General features: G+C 70.4%; 20 protein-coding genes and 1 pseudogene. 14 read left to right on the top strand and 7 right to left on the bottom strand.

Annotated elements, in window-relative coordinates; genetic code table 11:
• Positions 1 to 3: 3 nt before the first annotated feature.
• Positions 4 to 1098 (bottom strand): DNA polymerase ligase N-terminal domain-containing protein, encoded by a 1095-nt coding sequence (locus AB0G10_RS36210; protein WP_360932457.1) that lies wholly within the window; start codon positions 1096 to 1098, stop codon positions 4 to 6.
• 86 nt (positions 1099 to 1184) lie between these two features.
• Between AB0G10_RS36210 and AB0G10_RS36205 the strand changes: the two genes are divergently transcribed.
• The 4 genes from AB0G10_RS36205 to AB0G10_RS36190 all read left to right on the top strand — a co-directional run bounded on the left by AB0G10_RS36205 (position 1185) and on the right by AB0G10_RS36190 (position 5952).
• Positions 1185 to 1325, top strand: coding sequence for a hypothetical protein (locus tag AB0G10_RS36205; protein WP_360932455.1), 141 nt, complete (start codon positions 1185 to 1187; stop codon positions 1323 to 1325).
• A 142-nt stretch (positions 1326 to 1467) separates the two neighbouring features.
• Complete coding sequence (locus AB0G10_RS36200) at positions 1468 to 2574, top strand: FAD-dependent monooxygenase (protein WP_360932452.1); 1107 nt, start codon at positions 1468 to 1470, stop codon at positions 2572 to 2574.
• 150 nt (positions 2575 to 2724) lie between these two features.
• Entirely contained in the window at positions 2725 to 4464 is a 1740-nt protein-coding gene (gene ctaD / locus AB0G10_RS36195) for a cytochrome c oxidase subunit I (RefSeq protein ID WP_360932449.1), read from the top strand.
• 132 nt (positions 4465 to 4596) lie between these two features.
• Positions 4597 to 5952, top strand: a complete 1356-nt coding sequence (locus AB0G10_RS36190; protein ID WP_360932446.1) for an MFS transporter — start codon at positions 4597 to 4599, stop codon at positions 5950 to 5952.
• A gap of 92 nt (positions 5953 to 6044) precedes the next feature.
• On the opposite strand, the gene AB0G10_RS36185 is transcribed toward AB0G10_RS36190, so the two are convergent.
• From AB0G10_RS36185 to AB0G10_RS36165, 5 genes are read right to left on the bottom strand one after another with little or no spacing between them, the layout of a single operon-like run.
• Entirely contained in the window at positions 6045 to 6638 is a 594-nt protein-coding gene (locus tag AB0G10_RS36185) for an alpha/beta hydrolase (RefSeq protein WP_360932443.1), read from the bottom strand.
• Positions 6635 to 7075 carry a GNAT family protein gene (locus AB0G10_RS36180; RefSeq protein ID WP_360932440.1) on the bottom strand — a complete coding sequence of 147 codons (441 nt, stop codon included), beginning with the start codon at positions 7073 to 7075 and terminating at the stop codon, positions 6635 to 6637. The genes AB0G10_RS36185 and AB0G10_RS36180 overlap by 4 nt, the downstream gene beginning before the upstream one ends.
• Before the next feature lie 4 nt (positions 7076 to 7079).
• Entirely contained in the window at positions 7080 to 7574 is a 495-nt protein-coding gene (locus AB0G10_RS36175) for a GNAT family N-acetyltransferase (RefSeq protein ID WP_360932437.1), read from the bottom strand.
• The gene (locus tag AB0G10_RS36170) at positions 7561 to 8139 is read right to left on the bottom strand and encodes an isochorismatase family protein (protein WP_360932434.1); all 579 of its coding nucleotides are present in this window, start codon (positions 8137 to 8139) and stop codon (positions 7561 to 7563) included. The genes AB0G10_RS36175 and AB0G10_RS36170 overlap by 14 nt, the downstream gene beginning before the upstream one ends.
• Before the next feature lie 11 nt (positions 8140 to 8150).
• Entirely contained in the window at positions 8151 to 9437 is a 1287-nt protein-coding gene (locus AB0G10_RS36165) for a nicotinate phosphoribosyltransferase (RefSeq protein WP_360932431.1), read from the bottom strand.
• 119 nt (positions 9438 to 9556) lie between these two features.
• Between AB0G10_RS36165 and clpS the strand changes: the two genes are divergently transcribed.
• The 5 genes and pseudogenes from clpS to AB0G10_RS36140 all read left to right on the top strand — a co-directional run bounded on the left by clpS (position 9557) and on the right by AB0G10_RS36140 (position 12259).
• Entirely contained in the window at positions 9557 to 9847 is a 291-nt protein-coding gene (gene clpS / locus AB0G10_RS36160) for an ATP-dependent Clp protease adapter ClpS (protein WP_014441056.1), read from the top strand.
• A 12-nt stretch (positions 9848 to 9859) separates the two neighbouring features.
• On the top strand, positions 9860 to 10360 hold the full coding sequence (locus AB0G10_RS36155) for a DUF2017 domain-containing protein (RefSeq protein WP_360932428.1): 501 nt from the start codon (positions 9860 to 9862) through the stop codon (positions 10358 to 10360).
• A 59-nt stretch (positions 10361 to 10419) separates the two neighbouring features.
• Positions 10420 to 10910, top strand: a pseudogene (locus AB0G10_RS36150) (M67 family metallopeptidase).
• Between the two features lie 64 nt (positions 10911 to 10974).
• Positions 10975 to 11289: a MoaD family protein gene (locus tag AB0G10_RS36145; RefSeq protein ID WP_360932426.1), complete on the top strand. Its 315-nt coding sequence runs from the start codon at positions 10975 to 10977 to the stop codon at positions 11287 to 11289.
• A 4-nt stretch (positions 11290 to 11293) separates the two neighbouring features.
• On the top strand, positions 11294 to 12259 hold the full coding sequence (locus AB0G10_RS36140) for a cysteine synthase (RefSeq protein WP_360932423.1): 966 nt from the start codon (positions 11294 to 11296) through the stop codon (positions 12257 to 12259).
• A 4-nt stretch (positions 12260 to 12263) separates the two neighbouring features.
• Here the strand turns inward: AB0G10_RS36140 and AB0G10_RS36135 are convergent, their stop codons facing one another.
• Positions 12264 to 12647, bottom strand: a complete 384-nt coding sequence (locus AB0G10_RS36135; RefSeq protein ID WP_360932421.1) for a hypothetical protein — start codon at positions 12645 to 12647, stop codon at positions 12264 to 12266.
• Positions 12648 to 12920: 273 nt separating this feature from the next.
• Between AB0G10_RS36135 and AB0G10_RS36130 the strand changes: the two genes are divergently transcribed.
• The 5 genes from AB0G10_RS36130 (at position 12921) to AB0G10_RS36110 (ending at position 16917) form a co-directional block, all read left to right on the top strand.
• Positions 12921 to 13667, top strand: coding sequence for an MBL fold metallo-hydrolase (locus AB0G10_RS36130; protein WP_360932418.1), 747 nt, complete (start codon positions 12921 to 12923; stop codon positions 13665 to 13667).
• 66 nt (positions 13668 to 13733) lie between these two features.
• Entirely contained in the window at positions 13734 to 15005 is a 1272-nt protein-coding gene (locus AB0G10_RS36125; RefSeq protein WP_360932415.1) for a glycosyltransferase, read from the top strand.
• A gap of 9 nt (positions 15006 to 15014) precedes the next feature.
• Positions 15015 to 15743 (top strand): ribonuclease PH, encoded by a 729-nt coding sequence (rph, locus tag AB0G10_RS36120; protein WP_360932412.1) that lies wholly within the window; start codon positions 15015 to 15017, stop codon positions 15741 to 15743.
• Complete coding sequence (rdgB, locus tag AB0G10_RS36115; RefSeq protein WP_360932409.1) at positions 15740 to 16354, top strand: RdgB/HAM1 family non-canonical purine NTP pyrophosphatase; 615 nt, start codon at positions 15740 to 15742, stop codon at positions 16352 to 16354. Before rph ends, rdgB begins: the two co-directional genes overlap by 4 nt.
• Positions 16351 to 16917, top strand: a complete 567-nt coding sequence (locus AB0G10_RS36110; protein ID WP_360932795.1) for a DUF4143 domain-containing protein — start codon at positions 16351 to 16353, stop codon at positions 16915 to 16917. Before rdgB ends, AB0G10_RS36110 begins: the two co-directional genes overlap by 4 nt.
• The last annotated feature ends 2 nt before the right edge of the window (positions 16918 to 16919 follow it).

Genomic DNA, 16919 nt, shown 5'->3' with positions numbered 1-16919 from the left:
TTCCTAGTCTGCCGGTTCCTTTCCGCCTGCCGGGATGGCGAGCCAGAGACGGCTTCGTCGTCCCGGCAGGTATGGCGAGTCCAGGCGCTTCGCCACCACGCCGCCGAGACCCTGCGCCCGGGCGGCCTCGAGGGCGAACTCGCCGCCGCCGGGGAAGTACGGCGGCGTCTGCCAGTGGTCGCCGGCCAGGGCGAGGCCGTCGAGGATCTCCCGCCGCTCCGAGTAGCGGACGAGCTCCACGGTGGAGTGCCCCTCCAGCCACAGCAGGTCGTACATCAGGAATTGCACCGGCGTGCGCTCCGCCGCCCTGCGTGCCGCCGCGGCGTCCTTCGGCGCCCTGCGCCGATCCAGCAGGTCGGAGGAGGGGCGCGCGCCGTCGAACGCGACGATCTGGCCGTCGAGCACGGCCTCGACCGGCGCGAGCGCCGGGCCGATCGGCCGGATCTCCGGGAACCACGAGGTCACATCGGTTCCGTCACCCGCGATCAGGCGAGATCTACCCCCCGATACGTACGCGGTGACGCGGAGCCCGCCCCACGACATCTCGTATCCCCAGTCGGCGTCGTCCGCCGGAAGCGTGGCCGACCTGGTCGCCAGCATCGGCTGCACCAGCTCGGGCATCGGCTCCCAGCCCGGCTCGGCCGGGTCCATCCGGCGGACCATCCAGTCCCGCCCGCCGGTCTGGAAGAAGACGTAGCGGCCGGACGTGCGCTCGCCGTGGAAGGTCACGCCGATCTCGTCGTCCCGCCACTTGTCGGCCTCGTACGTGCCTCGGTCGTGGATCGTCATCCGGCCACCGCCGTACTCGCCGGCCGGGATCTCGCCGGCGAAGTCGAGGTATTCCAGCGGGTGGTCCTCGGTGTGCTTGGCCAGGTAGTTGCGGGCCTGGTCGCGGGGGAGTCCGCGGGGCACGGCGAACGAGACGAGCACGCCGTCGTGTTCCAGCCGGACGTCCCAGTGCAGGCTGCGGGCGTGGTGCTGCTGGATCACGAACCGATTGCTCGTGCTCCGCTTCGCCGCGATCTTCTTTGCAGGGACGGGCTCGGGGGTGCGCCGTGCGTCCCGCTTGCGGCGGTACTCGTCGAGGCGGTCCGTCATGAGTCGATTGTCTGCCCGCACGCATGGAGAAATACACCGGTGTAACTCGCCGGAGAATTGTCATACCCCCCTGGTTGGGTATGGGCATGGAGAGATACGTGTACGCGTGGCGCAGCGCGCCACTGCCGGAAGGGTCCGCACGGGCCGCCCGCCGCATTCTCCGGATGCGCCGGGCGGTGGCTCTGGCCCGGGCCGGCCGGGCGTTCGCCGAGATGGCGGAGGTCTGACAGTCCATCCCGGCCGGTCTCGCGAAGGGGGCGGTTCGAGCAAATCGGACTCGATGTCGATCGCGGGTGTTCCCCCGCGGTGATGGCGGGGGGTAGTCTCTTGGCTCCGACGCGTATCCATCGACAAGAAGGCTTCGGTGCGATGACCTTGCGCATCCTCGTGGTGGGCGCCGGCATTGCCGGCCTGTCTGCGGCGCGGGGGTTGCGCGTCGCCGGTTTCCGGCCCGACGTGGTGGAGGCTCTGCCCGCCACCGTCGTGCCCGGCGCCGGCATCTATCTGCCGGGCAACGCGTCCCGTGCGCTGCGGCTGCTCGGGCTCGACGTGCCACTGCGCCCGCTCGGCGATCTGATCTTCCGGCAGGTCTTCCTCGACGCGCGCGGCCGCCAGCTCTTCGAGATGGACGTGGCGGCGCTCTGGGCCGGGGTCGGCGAGTCCCGCGCCCTCTCCCGGGCCGACCTCCAGCAGGTGCTGCTCACCGGGGTCGGCGGCGACGTGCGCTACGAGACCGAGGTGACCGGGCTGGAGATCGTGGACGGCGCCGCGAAAGTCGAGTTCTCGACCGGCGGCGTCGCCGAATACGATCTGGTCATCGGCGCCGACGGCCGCCGCTCGACCATCCGGGAGAAGGTCGGCCTCGGTGGCCCCGCGGTGCCGACCGGCCAGATCGTCTACCGCGCCGTGGTGAGCGGCAGCCCGGCGCTCACCGACTGGACCGCGGTGCTGGGCCGCCGCGCGTCGTTCGTGGCGATGCCGATGGGCGGCCGCAAGATCTACTGCTACGCCGACGAGACCGCGCCGGACAGCCCCAACCCCGACGATCCCCAAGCCCGGCTCGTCGAGCTCTTCGGCTCGTTCGGCGGCCCGGTCGCGGCGATCCTGGACAGGGTGGAGAAGGTGCAGGTGGCGCGCACCGACGAGGTCGTGCTGCCGGCCTGGTCGAAAGGACCGGTCCTGCTCGTCGGCGACGCGGCGCACGCCACCGCCCCGACGCTGGCCCAGGGCGCCGCCATGTCGTTCGAGGACGGATACGTGCTCGGCCAGGTGCTGCGCGAGTCCGCCGGGGACATCCCGGGCGCGCTGGTGAGATATGAGCAACGCCGCCGGCCGCGCTGCTCCGAGGTGCGCGAGCGGACCCGCGAGCGCGACCGGACCCGTGACGTCCCGCCCACGCTGCGTGACCCGATGCTGCGCCGGCGTGGCCTCCGTCTCTTCACCGACCACTATCGCGAGCTGGTGTCTCCGGTTTAGACCTTCTTACCTGCGTGGATTCGGTCCATGTGGGCCGGTTGGGTCCCCCCGCGCCAGCCGAAGGTCTTGAGGGGGACTATCCTGCCCACGGGATACGCCCGATCTTCAGGGGAATCCCGAGAGGGACGAACGAGACAACGGAGGCATTTCGTGACGACCGTTGCGCCGTCGCCGATCGCGACCCGACCATATCCGGTTCGGCGGCAGGTCAAGGGTTCCGCGTTTGCTCGGATCCTGCGCACGACGGACGCGAAGCAGATCGGGATCATGTACATGATCACGGCCTTCGTGTTCTTCCTGCTGGGCGGCCTTATGGCTCTGCTCATGCGCGCCGAGCTGGCCCGCCCTGGCATGCAGTTGCTGTCGCCGGAACAGTTCAACCAGCTGTTCACCATGCACGGCACGATCATGCTGCTCTTCTTCGCGACGCCGATCGTGTTCGCATTCGGCAACTACGTCGTGCCGATCCAGATCGGCGCGCCCGACGTGTCGTTCCCGCGGCTGAACGCGTTCGCGTACTGGCTGTACCTGTTCGGCGGCCTCATGACGATCGGCGGGTTCCTGACCCCCGGCGGCGCCGCTGACTTCGGCTGGTTCGCGTACACGCCGCTGAGCGACTCGCTGCACTCCCCGGGTGTCGGCGGCAACATGTGGGTGGTCGGCCTGGCCCTGTCCGGTCTGGGCACGATCCTCGGCTCGGTCAACCTGATCACCACGATCATCACCCTGCGCGCGCCCGGCATGACCATGTTCCGCATGCCGATCATGACCTGGAACATGCTGGTCACGGCGCTGCTCGCGATCCTGGTCTTCCCGTTCCTGGCGGCCGCGCTCTTCGCGCTCGCCGCGGACCGCGTGCTCGGCGCGCACGTCTTCGACGTGGCGACCGGCGGGCCGATGCTCTGGCAGCACCTCTTCTGGTTCTTCGGCCACCCCGAGGTCTACATCATCGCGCTGCCGTTCTTCGGCATCATCACCGAGGTCATCCCGGTGTTCAGCCGCAAGCCGGTCTTCGGCTACAAGGGCCTCGTGGCCGCGACCCTGCTGATCGGCGCGCTGTCGATGTCGGTGTGGGCGCACCACATGTTCGCGACCGGCCAGGTGCTGCTGCCGTTCTTCAGCTTCCTGAGCTTCCTCATCGCGGTCCCGACCGGCATGAAGTTCTTCGTCTGGATCGGCACGATGTGGCGCGGCCAGATCAGCTTCGAGTCGCCGATGCTCTTCGCGGTCGGCTTCATGGTGACGTTCCTCTTCGGCGGTCTCTCCGGCGTGCTGCTCGCGGCCCCGCCGATCGACTTCCACGTCTCCGACTCGTACTTCGTGATCGCGCACTTCCACTACGTGCTCTTCGGCACCATCGTGTTCGCCGTCTTCGCCGGCATCTACTTCTGGTTCCCGAAGATGTTCGGCCGGATGCTCGACGAGCGCCTCGCCAAGATTCACTTCTGGCTCACGTTCATCGGCTTCCACGCGACGTTCCTGGTGCAGCACTGGCTGGGCACCAAGGGCATGCCGCGGCGGTACGCCGACTACCTGCCGACCGACGGGTTCACCTTCCTGAACACGTTCTCGACGATCGGCTCGTTCGTTCTCGGCCTGTCGACCCTGCCGTTCATCTACAACGTGTGGAAGTCGTACAAGGTCGGCGTGGTGACCACCGCGAACGACCCGTGGGGCCACGGCAACTCGCTCGAGTGGGCGACCACCACGCCGCCGCCGCTGCGCAACTTCGACCGGATGCCGCGGATCCGCTCCGAGCGTCCCGCGTTCGACGAGAAGTTCCCGGAGCTGGCCGCCGGCCACTCGCTCGCCGGACCGCCGGAGGGTGGCGCCCGGCCGCTGTCCGCCGAATCCGACGGGGGAGCGACGTACCAGGAAGACAAGAGCTAGGTTTCTCGTGACACGGGCCGGCCCTCATGGGCCGGCCCGTTCGCGTTTCCGTGGCGTTACGTGACGCTCCTCAAACCCGGTGGTTTCTGTCGTACCCCTGAGAGAGGATCGGCGGCGGAGGTCAGGAACGTCATGCTGCTCACGCCTTACCGGGAAACGCTCGCCCTGCCGAAGATCCCGTCCCTGCTCGTGGTCGCCACCCTCGCCCGCATCCCGATCGCGGCCGCCGCGGTGGTGCTCACGCTGCACGTCGTGACGGATCTCGGCCGGGGCTACGGCGCCGCCGGTCTGGTCGGCGCGGCCGCCACGATCGGCGGCTCGATCGGCGCGCCGGTGATGGGCCGCCTGATCGACCGCCGCGGGCTGCGCCCGGTGCTGGTGCTGACCACCGTGGCCGAGGTGATCTATTGGCTGATCGCCCAGGCCCTGCCCTACTGGGCCCTGCTCCCGGTCGCCGTGGTCGGCGGTTTCCTGGCCCTGCCGGCCTTCTCGGTGGCCCGGCAGTCGATCGCCGCCCTGACCCCGGAGTCGCATCGGCTGCCCGCCTTCGCCCTCGACTCGATCACCACCGAGATGTCGTTCATGGCCGGGCCCGCGCTCGGCGTGCTGATCGCCACGAGCGCCGGCCCGCGGGTCGCGATGCTCACCCTGGCCGGCGGCATCCTCCTCTCCGGCCTCGGCCTGTGGCTGCTCAACCCGCCGACCCGCGCCGCGCACGAGAAACCCGTGTCGAGCGGCGAGCGGGTGCCCCGGCGCAGCTGGCTCAAGCCCCGGTTCGTCGCCATCCTGGCCGTCACGATGGCCGCCACCCTGGTCCTCTCCGGCACCGACGTGGCGGTGGTGGCAGTCCTCCGCGAGTCCGGCGAGGTGCACTGGACCGGCGCGGTGCTCTCCCTCTGGGCGTTCTTCTCCCTACTCGGCGGCTTCGCCTACGGCACGATCCGCCGCGGCCTGCCCGCTCTGGCCCTCTTCGCCCCGATGGCCGTCCTCACCATCCCGGTCGGCCTGGGCGGCGACCACTGGTGGCTGCTGGCCCTCCTCCTCATCCCGGCCGGCGCCCTCTGCGCCCCCACGATCACCGCCAGCTCCGACGCCATCAGCCGCATGATCCCGGCCGCGGCCCGGGGCGAGGCGATGGGCCTGCACAACTCGGCCCTCACCGTCGGCGTCGCCCTGGGCGGCCCGCTGGCCGGCCTGGCCATCGACACGAAGGGCGGCGCGTGGGGCTTCGCGGCCGTCGGCGCCGTAGGCGTCCTGGTGGCCCTGGCAGTCCTACCGGCCGAAATCCGCCGCCGCCGCGCCGACCCGGCGCCGGCCTCGTCCTCGCCCGAGCCGTCGTCACTCGAGCCGTCGTCGCTCGGACCGTCGTCGCTCGAGCCGTCGTCGCTCGATCAGCCGTCCTCCGAGCAGCCTTCGTCGGTGCGGGCGGTGGACGCCGCCACGCTTGCCGAGCAGCCCGCTGTGAAAGCCGGCACCCGCCCGGAATAGCGCTGGCTGCAGCCGGTCCGGTTTGGCTGCAGTCCATGGCTGTTGGGGAGCGTGGCCGGCGACCACTGGCTGCAGCCGGGGGATGGGGACGGTCAGGCGGGGCGTCGCTCCAGTGGGGTGTCGTCGGGGCCCTGGGACCAGGCGAGGATCGAGGGCCAGGGGCCGTAGCCGGAATCCATGTTGAGGTGGGCCGCGCCGGGGAGGACGTCGATCGGGATGTCGAGGCCGGCGTAGACGGTCCGGATGTCCTCGGGAAAGTAGGGGTCGTTGTCGGTTCCCACGAGGCGGGTGTATCGGGAGGCCGCCCGCAACCGGGCGGGACTCACCGGCGGGTGGGCGAAGCCGGCGATCTCCGGGTGGCTGAGGGTCACCGAGGGGGACGGGGGAGCCACGAGCAGGACCCGATCGACCTGGAGGGGCACCTCGGACCGGGCGGCGGCGTTGAGCCAGAGCAGGCAGCCGAGGCTGTGGCAGAGGACGGTTCGCCGGGTGCCGGGCATGGCGGCCACCCGGGTGCGGAGCTCGGCCAGCCAGTCGTCGAGTTGCGGGAAGTCCGGGTCGGGCAGCTGCGGGTAGTCGACAGCGTGGCCGAGGGCGGTCAGCTCGCCGGCGAGCCAGTGCTGCCAGTGTTCCGGTGGGCGGCGGTTCTGCCAGCCGTGCAGCAGGAGGAAGCTCTGATCGCTCATCCCGTGATCATGCCCAGGGTATCGCCAGGGAAGAAGTGCGGGAGGCAGGGTTTCAGGCCGTCCACGGTCACCGCGGCGTGGTCGCGGGCGAGCCACCCGGCGCGCGTCAGGCGGAGACGGTCGGAGACGAGGGCCTCGCCGTCCCTCGCGTCGATGGAGATGCCGTCCGGTTCGTACCCCAGTTTGCGGGACACGGCCTGGGACGCGTGGTTGTCCCGGAACACGTCGGTGCGGGCCGACGTGGCGCCGAGGTGGTCGAAGGCGAGCGCGAGCAGCCCGGTCCGGGCCTCGGTGCCGTAGCCCCTGCCGTGGTGCGGGAGGCCGAGCCACGGCCAGGTGGTGACCTGGCGGACGACCGGGAAGTCGCGGGGCAGCCGGAGTTCGAGCCGGGGCGTGCGGATGACCAGGCCGAAGAGCGGCCAGAGATCGACGAGCATCGGGTCAGAATTCCAGATGCATCAGGTGCAGGCCGACCCGCCCGTGCGCGGGGTGTTCGAAGGAGCGGGGAACCGTTCCGATGATCTGGAAGCCGAGGCGGCGGTAGAGGTCGACGGCCACCGTGTTGGTCTCCACGACGGCGTTGAACTGCATGGCCGCGTACCCGTTGCGGCGCGCCCAGTCCACGGCGAACCGGGACAGCGCGCCGCCGACGCCCCGGCCGCGGGCCGCCGACGCCACCATGAAGCTCGCGGTGGCGACGTGCGCGCCGGGTCCGCCCCGGTTCGGGCCCATCTTGGCGGTGCCGAGCACGGCGCCGCCGGACGACGCCACCACGGTGAGGCCGGGCGGCTGCTCGACCCACATGGCGCGGGCCGCCGCCGGCTCCATCGCCGGGTCGTACGGGAACGTCTCCCGCGCCGTGATCACCTCGCTGATGATCTCCCAGACCCCGGGCCAGTCGGCGTCCTCGAACGGCCTGACCTCAGGCGTCGACAACGGGCGAGCCGGTGGTGGCGATCGAGGCGGCGCGGAACTGCTCCAGGGCGGCGTCCGTCGTGGCGCGGGCGACACCGGCGGTCAGTTCCAGGACGACCGTCGTGGTGAAGCCGGCGGCCGCCGCGTCGAGCGCGGTCGCCCGTACGCAATGGTCTGTCGCAATGCCCACGACCTCGACGTCGGTGACTCCCCGGTCCTGCAACCAGCTTGCGAGGGTTTCGCCCGCGTCGGTGTGACCTTCGAAGCCGGAGTACGCCGCCTGGTGCTCGCCCTTGTGGAAGATCGCCTCGATCCGGTCGGTGGCGAGCTCGGGGTGGAAGTCGGCGCCCGAGGAGCCGACCACGCAGTGCGCCGGCCAGGTGTCGACGTAGTCCGGGTGATCGCTGAAGTGGTTGCCCGGGTCGACGTGGTAGTCCTTGGTCGCGACCACGTGGTCCCAGCGCTCACCGGCCTTGGCGAGGACCAGCGAGATGCCCTTGGCGACCGCGGCGCCGCCGGCCACGGCCAGCGAACCGCCCTCGCAGAAGTCGTTCTGCACGTCGACGATGATCAGCGCGCGCGGCATGAAAACCCCTCTTAAGCGGTGGGAACGATGACGACGGGGATGGCGGGATCGCCGGCGGAGAGCTTGAGGCCCTCCCACGGGATGGAGATCAGGCACTGCCGCAGGTGTTCCCGGGACTCCGGCAGCGCGGGCATCGCCTGCACCTCGCCGGCCTGGATGAACGTGCGCTGCAGCAGGCGGTCGCCGGCCTGGTGGTCGGGCACGCCCTGGGAGTAGATGATCTCCTCGATGGCGGTGCCGGTCGGCTTGTGGCGGCGGACCGCGACCTTGCGGCCGCCGACGGTCGCCTTGTTCTCCGAGCGCTTCACGACCGGCCGGCCCTCGACCTCGACCAGCTTGTAGACGAGGCCGGCGGTGGGCGCCCCGGAGCCGGTGACGACAGCGGTGCCGGCGCCGTACATGTCGACCGGCTCGGCCGCGAGCGTCGCGATCGAGTACTCGTCCATGTCACCCGAAACGACGATCTTCGTCTCCGTGGCGCCGAGCGAGTCGAGCAGCTCGCGGCTCTGCTGGGCCAGCACCGACAGGTCACCCGAGTCGATCCGCACGGCCCGCAGGTCGGGGCCGGCGACCGCGATGGCGTTCCGGATGCCCTGGCTGATGTCGTACGTGTCGACGAGCAGCGTGGTGTTCTTGCCGAGCGCCGCCACCTGGGATCCGAACGCCGTCGGCTCGTCGTCGTGCAGCAGCGTGAACGCGTGCGCCGACGTGCCGGTGGTCGGGATGCCGTAGGCGCGCCCGGCCGCGAGGTTCGAGGTGGAGGCGAAACCCGCGAGATAGGAGGCGCGTGCTGCGGCCACTGCCGCATGCTCATGGGTACGGCGGGAGCCCATCTCGATGATCGGACGGCCCCGGGCGGCGGTGACCATGCGGGCCGCGGCCGCCGCGATCGCGCTGTCGTGGTTGAGCACCGACAGGATCAGCGTCTCCAGCACCACGCATTCGGCGAACGTGCCGGTGACGGTCAGGATCGGCGATCCGGGGAAGAAGAGCTCACCCTCGGCGTAGCCCTCGATGTCGCCGGTGAACCGGTAGTCCGCCAGCCACTTCGCCGTGGTCTCGTCCACCACGCCGGCCGTGCGCAGGTAGTCGACCTCGGCCGGATCGAACCGGAAATCCCTGATCAGCTCGATGAGCCGGCCGGTGCCGGCGACCACGCCGTACCGCCGGCCGGTCGGCAGGCGCCGAGCGAAGACCTCGAAGACGCAGCTGCGTGACGCGGTGCCGTCCTTGAGAGCCGCGCTGATCATGGTCAGCTCGTAGTGATCGGTCATCAAGGCGGGGGTGCTGGTCTCCACGATCCCTACCCTATTGCGCCGGAGCGGAATTCGCGGCGCGCGGGCGTCGAAGAGCCCGTGACCAGCGGTTCGTCGCACCGGTTCACCGATCCGGCGAAACCGGTGGCAACATGGGGGGCATGGCGTTACCTCAGGTTGCTCCCGTCGAGACGCCGGAGATCGAAGAAGAACCGGCTGCCGACCGGCCGTGGGTGACCATCGTCTGGGACGATCCGGTCAACCTCATGTCGTACGTGACCTGGGTCTTTCAGAAGCTCTTCGGTTACAGCAAGGAGAAAGCGGAGCAGCTGATGATGGACGTGCACACCAAGGGCAAGGCGGTGGTCTCCACCGGCGCCCGGGAGCGCATGGAGATGGACGCCAACCAGCTGCACGGATACGGTCTCTGGGCTACGGTCGACCGGGCCTGAGTGGGGAAGAGCATGTTCCGACGCATTGGCGGTCACTGCGTGGCCACCTTCGAGCACGACGAGGTCCGCGTGCTGCGAAAGGTCGCGGGCGAGGTGGTCGGGCTGCTGACCGACGGCATGGACCACACCGATCCGGTGGTGTCCCGGCTGTTCCCGGACATCTATCCGGACCGGCCGGACGACTCGAGCGAGTTCCGGCTCTACACCGAGGGCGACCTCAAGACCCACAAGATCGACCAGGCGGGCGCGATCCTGGCGGCCCTGCCGGACGAGGGTGAGGGCGAGGTGCGCCTCGACGGCGAGGCCGCCGAGGCCTGGCTGCGGGCGATCAACGACGCCCGGCTCGCGATGGGCACCCGCCTGGAGATCCAGGCCGACACCGATCTGGCCGAGGAGCTGGACGACGCGGTGCTCGAGGACCCCGGTTCGAGCCGGGTCTTCCAGCTGTCCGTCTACGCCTATCTGGGCTACCTCCAAGAGTCGTTGCTCAATGCCCTGCCGGAGATCAAGTAGCGGTCGGTGTGGGGACCGCCACGCCCGGCAACCCGAATTCTTTCGGTAATGTGAACGCCGTGCTGACCATCGACAAGGCGATCATCGACGCGATCGTCGCCCACGCCCGCCGGGACCACCCGGACGAGGCCTGCGGCGTCGTCGCCGGGCCGATCGGCAGCGACGTCCCGGCGCGGCACATCCCGATGGACAACGCCGCTCGATCGATGACGTTCTACGAGTTCGACTCGATGGAATACCTGCGGGTCTGGCGCGAGATGGACGACCGGGACGAAGAGGCCGTGGTGATCTACCACTCGCACACGGCGACCGAGGCGTACCCGTCGCGCACCGACGCGGACATCGCCGGTTGGCCGGAGGCGCACTATCTTCTCGTCTCGACCCGTGAGCCGGACTCGGAGGAGATCCGATCGTTCCGTATCGTGGACGGTGTGGTGACCGAGGAAGAGGTCAACATCGTGGATGCGACGGTGGACGCGTGAAGGTGAGTGCCGTGCAGTCGTACATGTTCGGGCAGAGCCCGGTGTCGGTGTTTTACGAGTGTCGCTGAGCGACGCTCCCACCCGACCCCCTGCCCTTTTTCATGAACGACCCTCTCTAGGAGCATGACAGTCATGGCTATCGAAGTCCGCGTCCCCACCATCCTGCGCAGCTACACCGGCGGCTCGAAGATCGTCGAGGGTTCCGGCGACACGCTCACCGGCCTGATCGACGACCTCGACGCCAAGCACAGCGGCCTCAAGGGCCGGCTCATCACGGCCGAGGGCAACCTGCACCGGTTCGTCAACATCTACGTGAACGACGAGGACGTCCGCTTCCTCGGCGCGCTCGACGCGAAGCTGAAGGACGGCGACTCGATCACCATCCTGCCGGCCGTCGCCGGTGGCGCCCTGGGCTTCGCGGCGGCCGCCGCCTACCTCGGGCTCTGATCTGATGGCTCGCTTCGAGAGCCTGCTCGACGCGTGCGGGGGCACGCCGCTCGTCGGCCTGCCCCGCCTCTCGCCGGCGGTGCCCGAGGGGGCGCCGCCGGTGCGGCTGTGGGCCAAGCTCGAGGACCGGAACCCGACCGGCAGCATCAAGGACCGTGCCGCGCTGTTCATGGTCCGCGAGGCGGAGGAGACCGGGCACCTGCGTCCCGGTGACACCATCCTCGAGCCGACCAGCGGCAACACCGGCATCGCGCTCGCCATGGTCGCGAAGCTGCGGGGCTACCGGCTGGTCTGCGTGATGCCGGAGAACGTCTCGGCCGAGCGGGTCCAGCTGCTCCGGATGTACGGCGCGGAGATCATCTTCTCGCCGGCCGCCGGTGGCTCGAACCAGGCCGTCGCGACCGCCAAGCAGATCGCCGCCGAGCACCCCGACTGGAAGATGCTCTACCAGTACGGCAACCCGGCGAACGCCCGCGCGCACTACGAGACCACCGGTCCGGAACTGCTGCACGACCTGCCGACGATCACGCACTTCGTGGCCGGCCTGGGCACCACCGGCACCCTGATGGGCACCGGCCGGTTCCTCAAGGAGAAGGTCGAGGGCATCCAGATCGTGGCCGCCGAGCCACGGTACGGCGAGCTCGTCTACGGTCTCCGCAACATCGACGAGGGTTACGTCCCGGAACTCTACGACGCATCCGTGCTGGACCGGCGCTTCTCCGTCGGGACCCGGGACGCGGTACTCCGTACCCGTCAGCTCGTCGAAGTCGAGGGGATCTTCGCGGGCTTCTCCAGCGGCGCGATCCTGCACGCCGCCCTCGCGGTGGCGCACGCCGCCGTCAAGGAGGGCAAGCGCGCCGACGTCGCGTTCGTGATCGCCGACGGCGGGTTCAAGTACCTGTCCACCGGCGCTTACGGCGGCACGCTCAACGACGCGGAAGAAGCGCTCGAAGGCCAGCTCTGGGCCTGAGGGCTTAGTAGGAGAGGGCCACTGCCACGGCGGCGGCCATCGGCGGCGCGGCCGCGATCAGCAGCCACCACGGCAGATGCCGCTCGTGGATGGCGAGGAACGCGGCCGCCGTCGGCACCACGCTCAGCAGGGTGAGCAGCCCGAGCACCGGCAGGTACCAGCCGGGCGCCCCACCGAAGACCGCGATGACCGCGTAGAGGCCGACGCCCACGCCGGTGAGCCCGAGCGCGGTGCCGTAGAGCGCCATCGCCAGCATCCGCGCCTGACCCGGCGCCGGGTCCTCCGGAGCGGGGAACCGGAAGACGCCCGGGTCCTCGGCCGACGCGAGAAGCGGTGCGTTTTCCGCGGGCGCGGATCGGGTAGTGCGGACCTGCTCGACCGCGGTCACGTCGCCTCCATCAGATGACCTTCGACGTACTACCCTGAGCAACGCCGACAGGTCACCGGACGTGACGGTAGAAATCGTGATGACCGAGGTCACGGTGGTTGTGATGTGCGTTGTCGATTTGACGACAAATCGATCAGTTGTTTACTTCCAGCACTGGTCGGGGCGTACGCTTCGCTCCGTGATTGACTGGTCTGACAAGTCCAGCGCGGGCCGGTCGTGCGGGGCCTGGACGACCCGGTGTTGTTCGACCCGATGTGACCCAGAGGAAACCGCATGCGACTAACCGTTCTCGGTTGTGCCGGCAGTTTCCCCGGCCCCGAGTCGGCGTGTTCGGCCTATCTCGTGGAGGCCGAGGGATACCGGCTCCTGATCGACTTCGGTTCCGGTTCGCTGTCCGCTCTGCAGCGGTACTCGGACATGCGCAAGGTCGACGCGATCCTCCTGACCCATCTGCACTGCGATCACATGCTCGACGCGTGCACCTACGTCGTGGTCCGCCGCTACGACCCCGCCGGCCCGCTGCCGCCGGTCCCGGTCTACGCCCCTCTCGGCGCCGCCGAGCGCATCGCGGCCGCCTACAGCACCGAGGGCGAGCCGGTCGACGACGTCTACACGTTCTACGGTCTCCAGCCCGGCACGTTCCCGATCGGCCCGCTCACCGTCACCGTCGACCGGGTCAATCACCCCGTGGAGACGTACGGCGTCCGCATCGAGCACAACGGGCGCGTCCTGGCGTACTCGTCGGACACCGCCCCCTGCGACGCGTTGCTGCGCCTGGCCGCCGGCGCCGACCTGTTCCTCTGTGAGGCGAGTTACCTCGACGGCGCGCCCAACCCTCCTGACCTGCACCTCACCGGCGGGGAAGCGGGCGAGGCCGCCACCAAGGCCGATGTGGGGCGTCTCCTGTTGACCCATTTGGTTCCGGCTTGGGCCAGTGAGGCATCTATTGTGGAGGCGGCCAGCGCCGCGTACGCGGGACCGGTCGAAGTGGTGCGGCCCGGGGCCAGATACGATCTCTGAGCCGGTGTGCGGGGGCGAATCGGCTTGCACCGATGCACCACGTGTCGTGATCTTGGAGTTGTCGCATTGCGCATCGTTCGCCTGGCCAACTTCGTCACGGTGCACACCGGAGGTCTGCGCACCGCACTGCGCCAGCTGGGCCGGGGTTATCAACGCGCCGGGCACGAAGCCGTCCTGATCATTCCCGGACGCCGGTACTCGGACAAGGTGACCAAGCAGGGCCGGGTCATCACGCTGCCGAGCGCCCCGCTGCCCCGCACCGGCGGCTACCGGGTCCTCGCCGGCCGGCGTGAGATCACCAAGCTGCTGGACAGCCTGGAGCCGGACCGCATCGAGGTCTCCGACCGCACCACCCTGCGCTGGACCGGCACCTGGGCGCGGCAGCGCGGCGTGCGCTCGATGATGGTCTCCCACGAGAGCCTGGCCGGCGTGCTCGGCGTCTGGGGCATGCCGAAACGCGACGCCCTCGCCGACCGGCTCAACCGGCGTACCGCCGAGGTCTTCGACACGATCGTCTGCACCACCTCGTTCGCGGCCGCCGAATTCCGCCGCCTCGACGTGCCGAACCTGGTCGAGGTGCCGCTCGGCGTCGACCTCGACGTCTTCAACCCGGGCCGGATGGACGTCAGCGTCCGCGCCCGGTACGCCCGCCCCGACGAGCTGCTGCTGGTCTACGCGAGCCGGCTGTCCGCGGCGAAGCGTCCCGAGCTCGCCGTCGACGCGGTCGCGGCGCTGCGCAACGGCAAGATCCCGGCCGTGCTCGTGATGGCCGGCGACGGCACGCGGCGCACCGCCCTGGCGTACCGCGCGGCCCGGCTGCCGGTCCGCTTCGCCGGCCACATCGCCGAGCGGGCCGACGTCGCCACGCTGCTGGCCAGCGCCGACGTGACGCTCGCACCCGGTCCGGTGGAGACGTTCGGGCTGGCCGCGCTGGAGTCACTGGCCTGCGGCACCCCGGTCGTCGTGAACGAGCAGAGCGCCCTGCCCGAGGTGGTCGGCGACGCCGGCATCGCGGTGCCGGGCACCGCCGACGCGTTCGCCGACGCGGTCAGCTCGCTCATGGAGCGTCCCCGGGTGGAGCGCCGGGCCGCGGCCCGCGCCCGCGCCGAGAACTTCGGCTGGCCGGCCGCGGTGCAGGGGTTCCTGCGGGCGCACGGCGCGCTCGGGGAGCCGTCGCCCGCGGTGATCCGCACGGCCGCGATGCTGCGGCCCGCGGTGCCGGCGGGCCGGAATCTCGGGGCGGGCGAAGCGGCCGCGCTGCTGCGGCCCGCGGTGCCGGCGGTGCCGCTGAGCCGGAAGCCCGGGGCGGACGAAGCGGGCGCCGCGCGGTACGCATAGGGTTGGGGCATGGCGCGACCCGACGGCCGAGCGGCCGACCAGCTGCGACCGGTGACGCTGTCCCGGCATTGGAGCATCCACCCCGAGGGATCGGTGCTTGTGGAATTCGGCAACACCCGGGTGCTGTGCACCGCGAGTGTCACCGAGGGGGTGCCGCGCTGGCGCAAGGGCTCCGGGCTCGGCTGGGTGACCGCCGAATACTCGATGCTGCCGCGCGCCACGAACACCCGCGGTGACCGGGAGAGCGTGAAGGGCAAGCTCGGCGGGCGTACGCAGGAGATCTCCCGCCTGATCGGCCGCAGCCTGCGGGCCTGCATCGACCTGAAGGCGCTCGGCGAGAACTCGATCGTCCTCGACTGCGACGTGCTGCAGGCCGACGGCGGCACCCGCACCGCCGCGATCACCGGGGCGTACGTCGCCCTGCACGACGCTGTCACCTGGCTGGCCGACCGCAAGTCGCTGGCCGGCAAGATCGACAAGGTGCTGCACACGTCGATCCAGGCGGTGAGCGTCGGCATCATCCACGGCGAGGCCCGGCTCGACCTCATGTACGACGAGGACGTCTCCGCCGAGGTCGACATGAACGTGGTGTGCACCGCCGCCGGCGACTTCGTCGAGGTGCAGGGAACGGGGGAGAACGGCGTGTTCAAACGGGCCCAGATGGACGCGATGCTCGACCTCGGTGTGCTCGGATGCGCCGAGTTGGCCGCGGCCCAGCAGAAGGCGCTGGCGGCGTGAGCGCCCGGCTGCTGCTCGCCACGGGCAACCAGAAGAAGCTCGCGGAGCTCCAGCGCATCCTCGACGCCGCCCTCGGCCTCTCGCAGGTGGAGCTGGTCGGCCTCGGCGACTTCCCGGACTACCCGGACGTCCCGGAGACCGGCCTCACCTTCGGCGAGAACGCGCTGATCAAGGCCCGGGAGGGCGCGAAGCGCACCGGCCTGCCCACGGTGGCCGACGACTCCGGCATCGCGGTGAACGCGCTGAACGGCATGCCCGGCGTCTTCAGCGCCCGCTGGTCCGGCCGGCACGGCGACGACCAGGCCAACCTCGACCTCGTCCTGGCACAGATCTCCGACGTCGCCGACGAGCACCGCGGTGGCGCGTTCGTCTGCGCGGCCGCCCTGGTCCTGCCGAACGGCCGCGAGCACCTGGTCGAGGGCCGCCAGACCGGCCGGCTGCTGCGCAGCCGTCGCGGCGAGGGCGGCTTCGGGTACGACCCGATCTTCGTGGGCGACGGCCAGGAGCGTACGAACGCCGAGCTCAGCCCCGCCGAGAAGGACGCCATCAGCCACCGGGGCAAGGCCTTCCGCGAGCTGGCCAAGGTCATCGCCAAGGAACTGCCCCGCTGAGATCACCGACGCTCCCGGCCCCGCGATCGGAAGCCGGGAGCGCCGCAGATCGAAAGCCTCCCCCTCCGCAAATCGAGAGCTCGCGCCCGGTCTTCCTGGTCAAGCGGATCCCCGGCTGGTCCCGCAACCTCGGCAGCCGGGCCACCCGCGCGCCCAAGCTGGTCTTCGTCGACTCGGGCATCGCCGCCCAGCAGCTCGCCACCGACGCGCACCAGCTGCTGCGTCCCGGGCAGCCGTTCGGCCCGCTCCTGGAGGGATTCGTCATCGCCGAACTGGCCCGCCAGGCGACCTGGTCGGACCAGCTCGTCGATCTCTACCACTACCGGGACCAGAACCGGGTCGAGGTCGACGTGATCCTGGAGAACCGGCAGCGGCAGGTCGTCGCCATCGAGGTGAAGGCCGCCTCGACCGTCCGCTCCGACGACTTCGCCGGCCTGCGCAAGGTCGCCGCCCGGCTCGGTGACGACCTGGTAGCCGGCATCGTCCTCTACACCGGCACCAGCACACTGCCCTTCGGCGACCGGATGCGCGCGATGCCGGTGAGCGCCCTCTGGCAGGTCTGACC

Source organism: Actinoplanes sp. NPDC023714, assembly GCF_040639855.1.
GTDB lineage: Bacteria > Actinomycetota > Actinomycetes > Mycobacteriales > Micromonosporaceae > Actinoplanes.
Note: the sequence above shows the minus strand (reverse complement) of the source record. Positions and strands in the feature narration are given on the sequence as shown.

Bases quoted from the DNA above. Each gene is read 5' to 3' on its own strand.
- AB0G10_RS36210 (WP_360932457.1), bottom strand. From the start codon at position 1,098: ATGACGGACCGCCTCGACGAGTACCGCCGCAAGCGGGACGCACGGCGC.
- AB0G10_RS36205 (WP_360932455.1), top strand. From the start codon at position 1,185: ATGGAGAGATACGTGTACGCGTGGCGCAGCGCGCCACTGCCGGAAGGG.
- AB0G10_RS36200 (WP_360932452.1), top strand. From the start codon at position 1,468: ATGACCTTGCGCATCCTCGTGGTGGGCGCCGGCATTGCCGGCCTGTCT.
- AB0G10_RS36190 (WP_360932446.1), top strand. From the start codon at position 4,597: ATGCTGCTCACGCCTTACCGGGAAACGCTCGCCCTGCCGAAGATCCCG.
- AB0G10_RS36185 (WP_360932443.1), bottom strand. From the start codon at position 6,638: ATGAGCGATCAGAGCTTCCTCCTGCTGCACGGCTGGCAGAACCGCCGC.
- AB0G10_RS36180 (WP_360932440.1), bottom strand. From the start codon at position 7,075: ATGCTCGTCGATCTCTGGCCGCTCTTCGGCCTGGTCATCCGCACGCCC.
- AB0G10_RS36170 (WP_360932434.1), bottom strand. From the start codon at position 8,139: ATGCCGCGCGCGCTGATCATCGTCGACGTGCAGAACGACTTCTGCGAG.
- clpS (WP_014441056.1), top strand. From the start codon at position 9,557: ATGGCGTTACCTCAGGTTGCTCCCGTCGAGACGCCGGAGATCGAAGAA.
- AB0G10_RS36155 (WP_360932428.1), top strand. From the start codon at position 9,860: ATGTTCCGACGCATTGGCGGTCACTGCGTGGCCACCTTCGAGCACGAC.
- AB0G10_RS36145 (WP_360932426.1), top strand. From the start codon at position 10,975: ATGGCTATCGAAGTCCGCGTCCCCACCATCCTGCGCAGCTACACCGGC.
- AB0G10_RS36140 (WP_360932423.1), top strand. From the start codon at position 11,294: ATGGCTCGCTTCGAGAGCCTGCTCGACGCGTGCGGGGGCACGCCGCTC.
- AB0G10_RS36130 (WP_360932418.1), top strand. From the start codon at position 12,921: ATGCGACTAACCGTTCTCGGTTGTGCCGGCAGTTTCCCCGGCCCCGAG.
- rph (WP_360932412.1), top strand. From the start codon at position 15,015: ATGGCGCGACCCGACGGCCGAGCGGCCGACCAGCTGCGACCGGTGACG.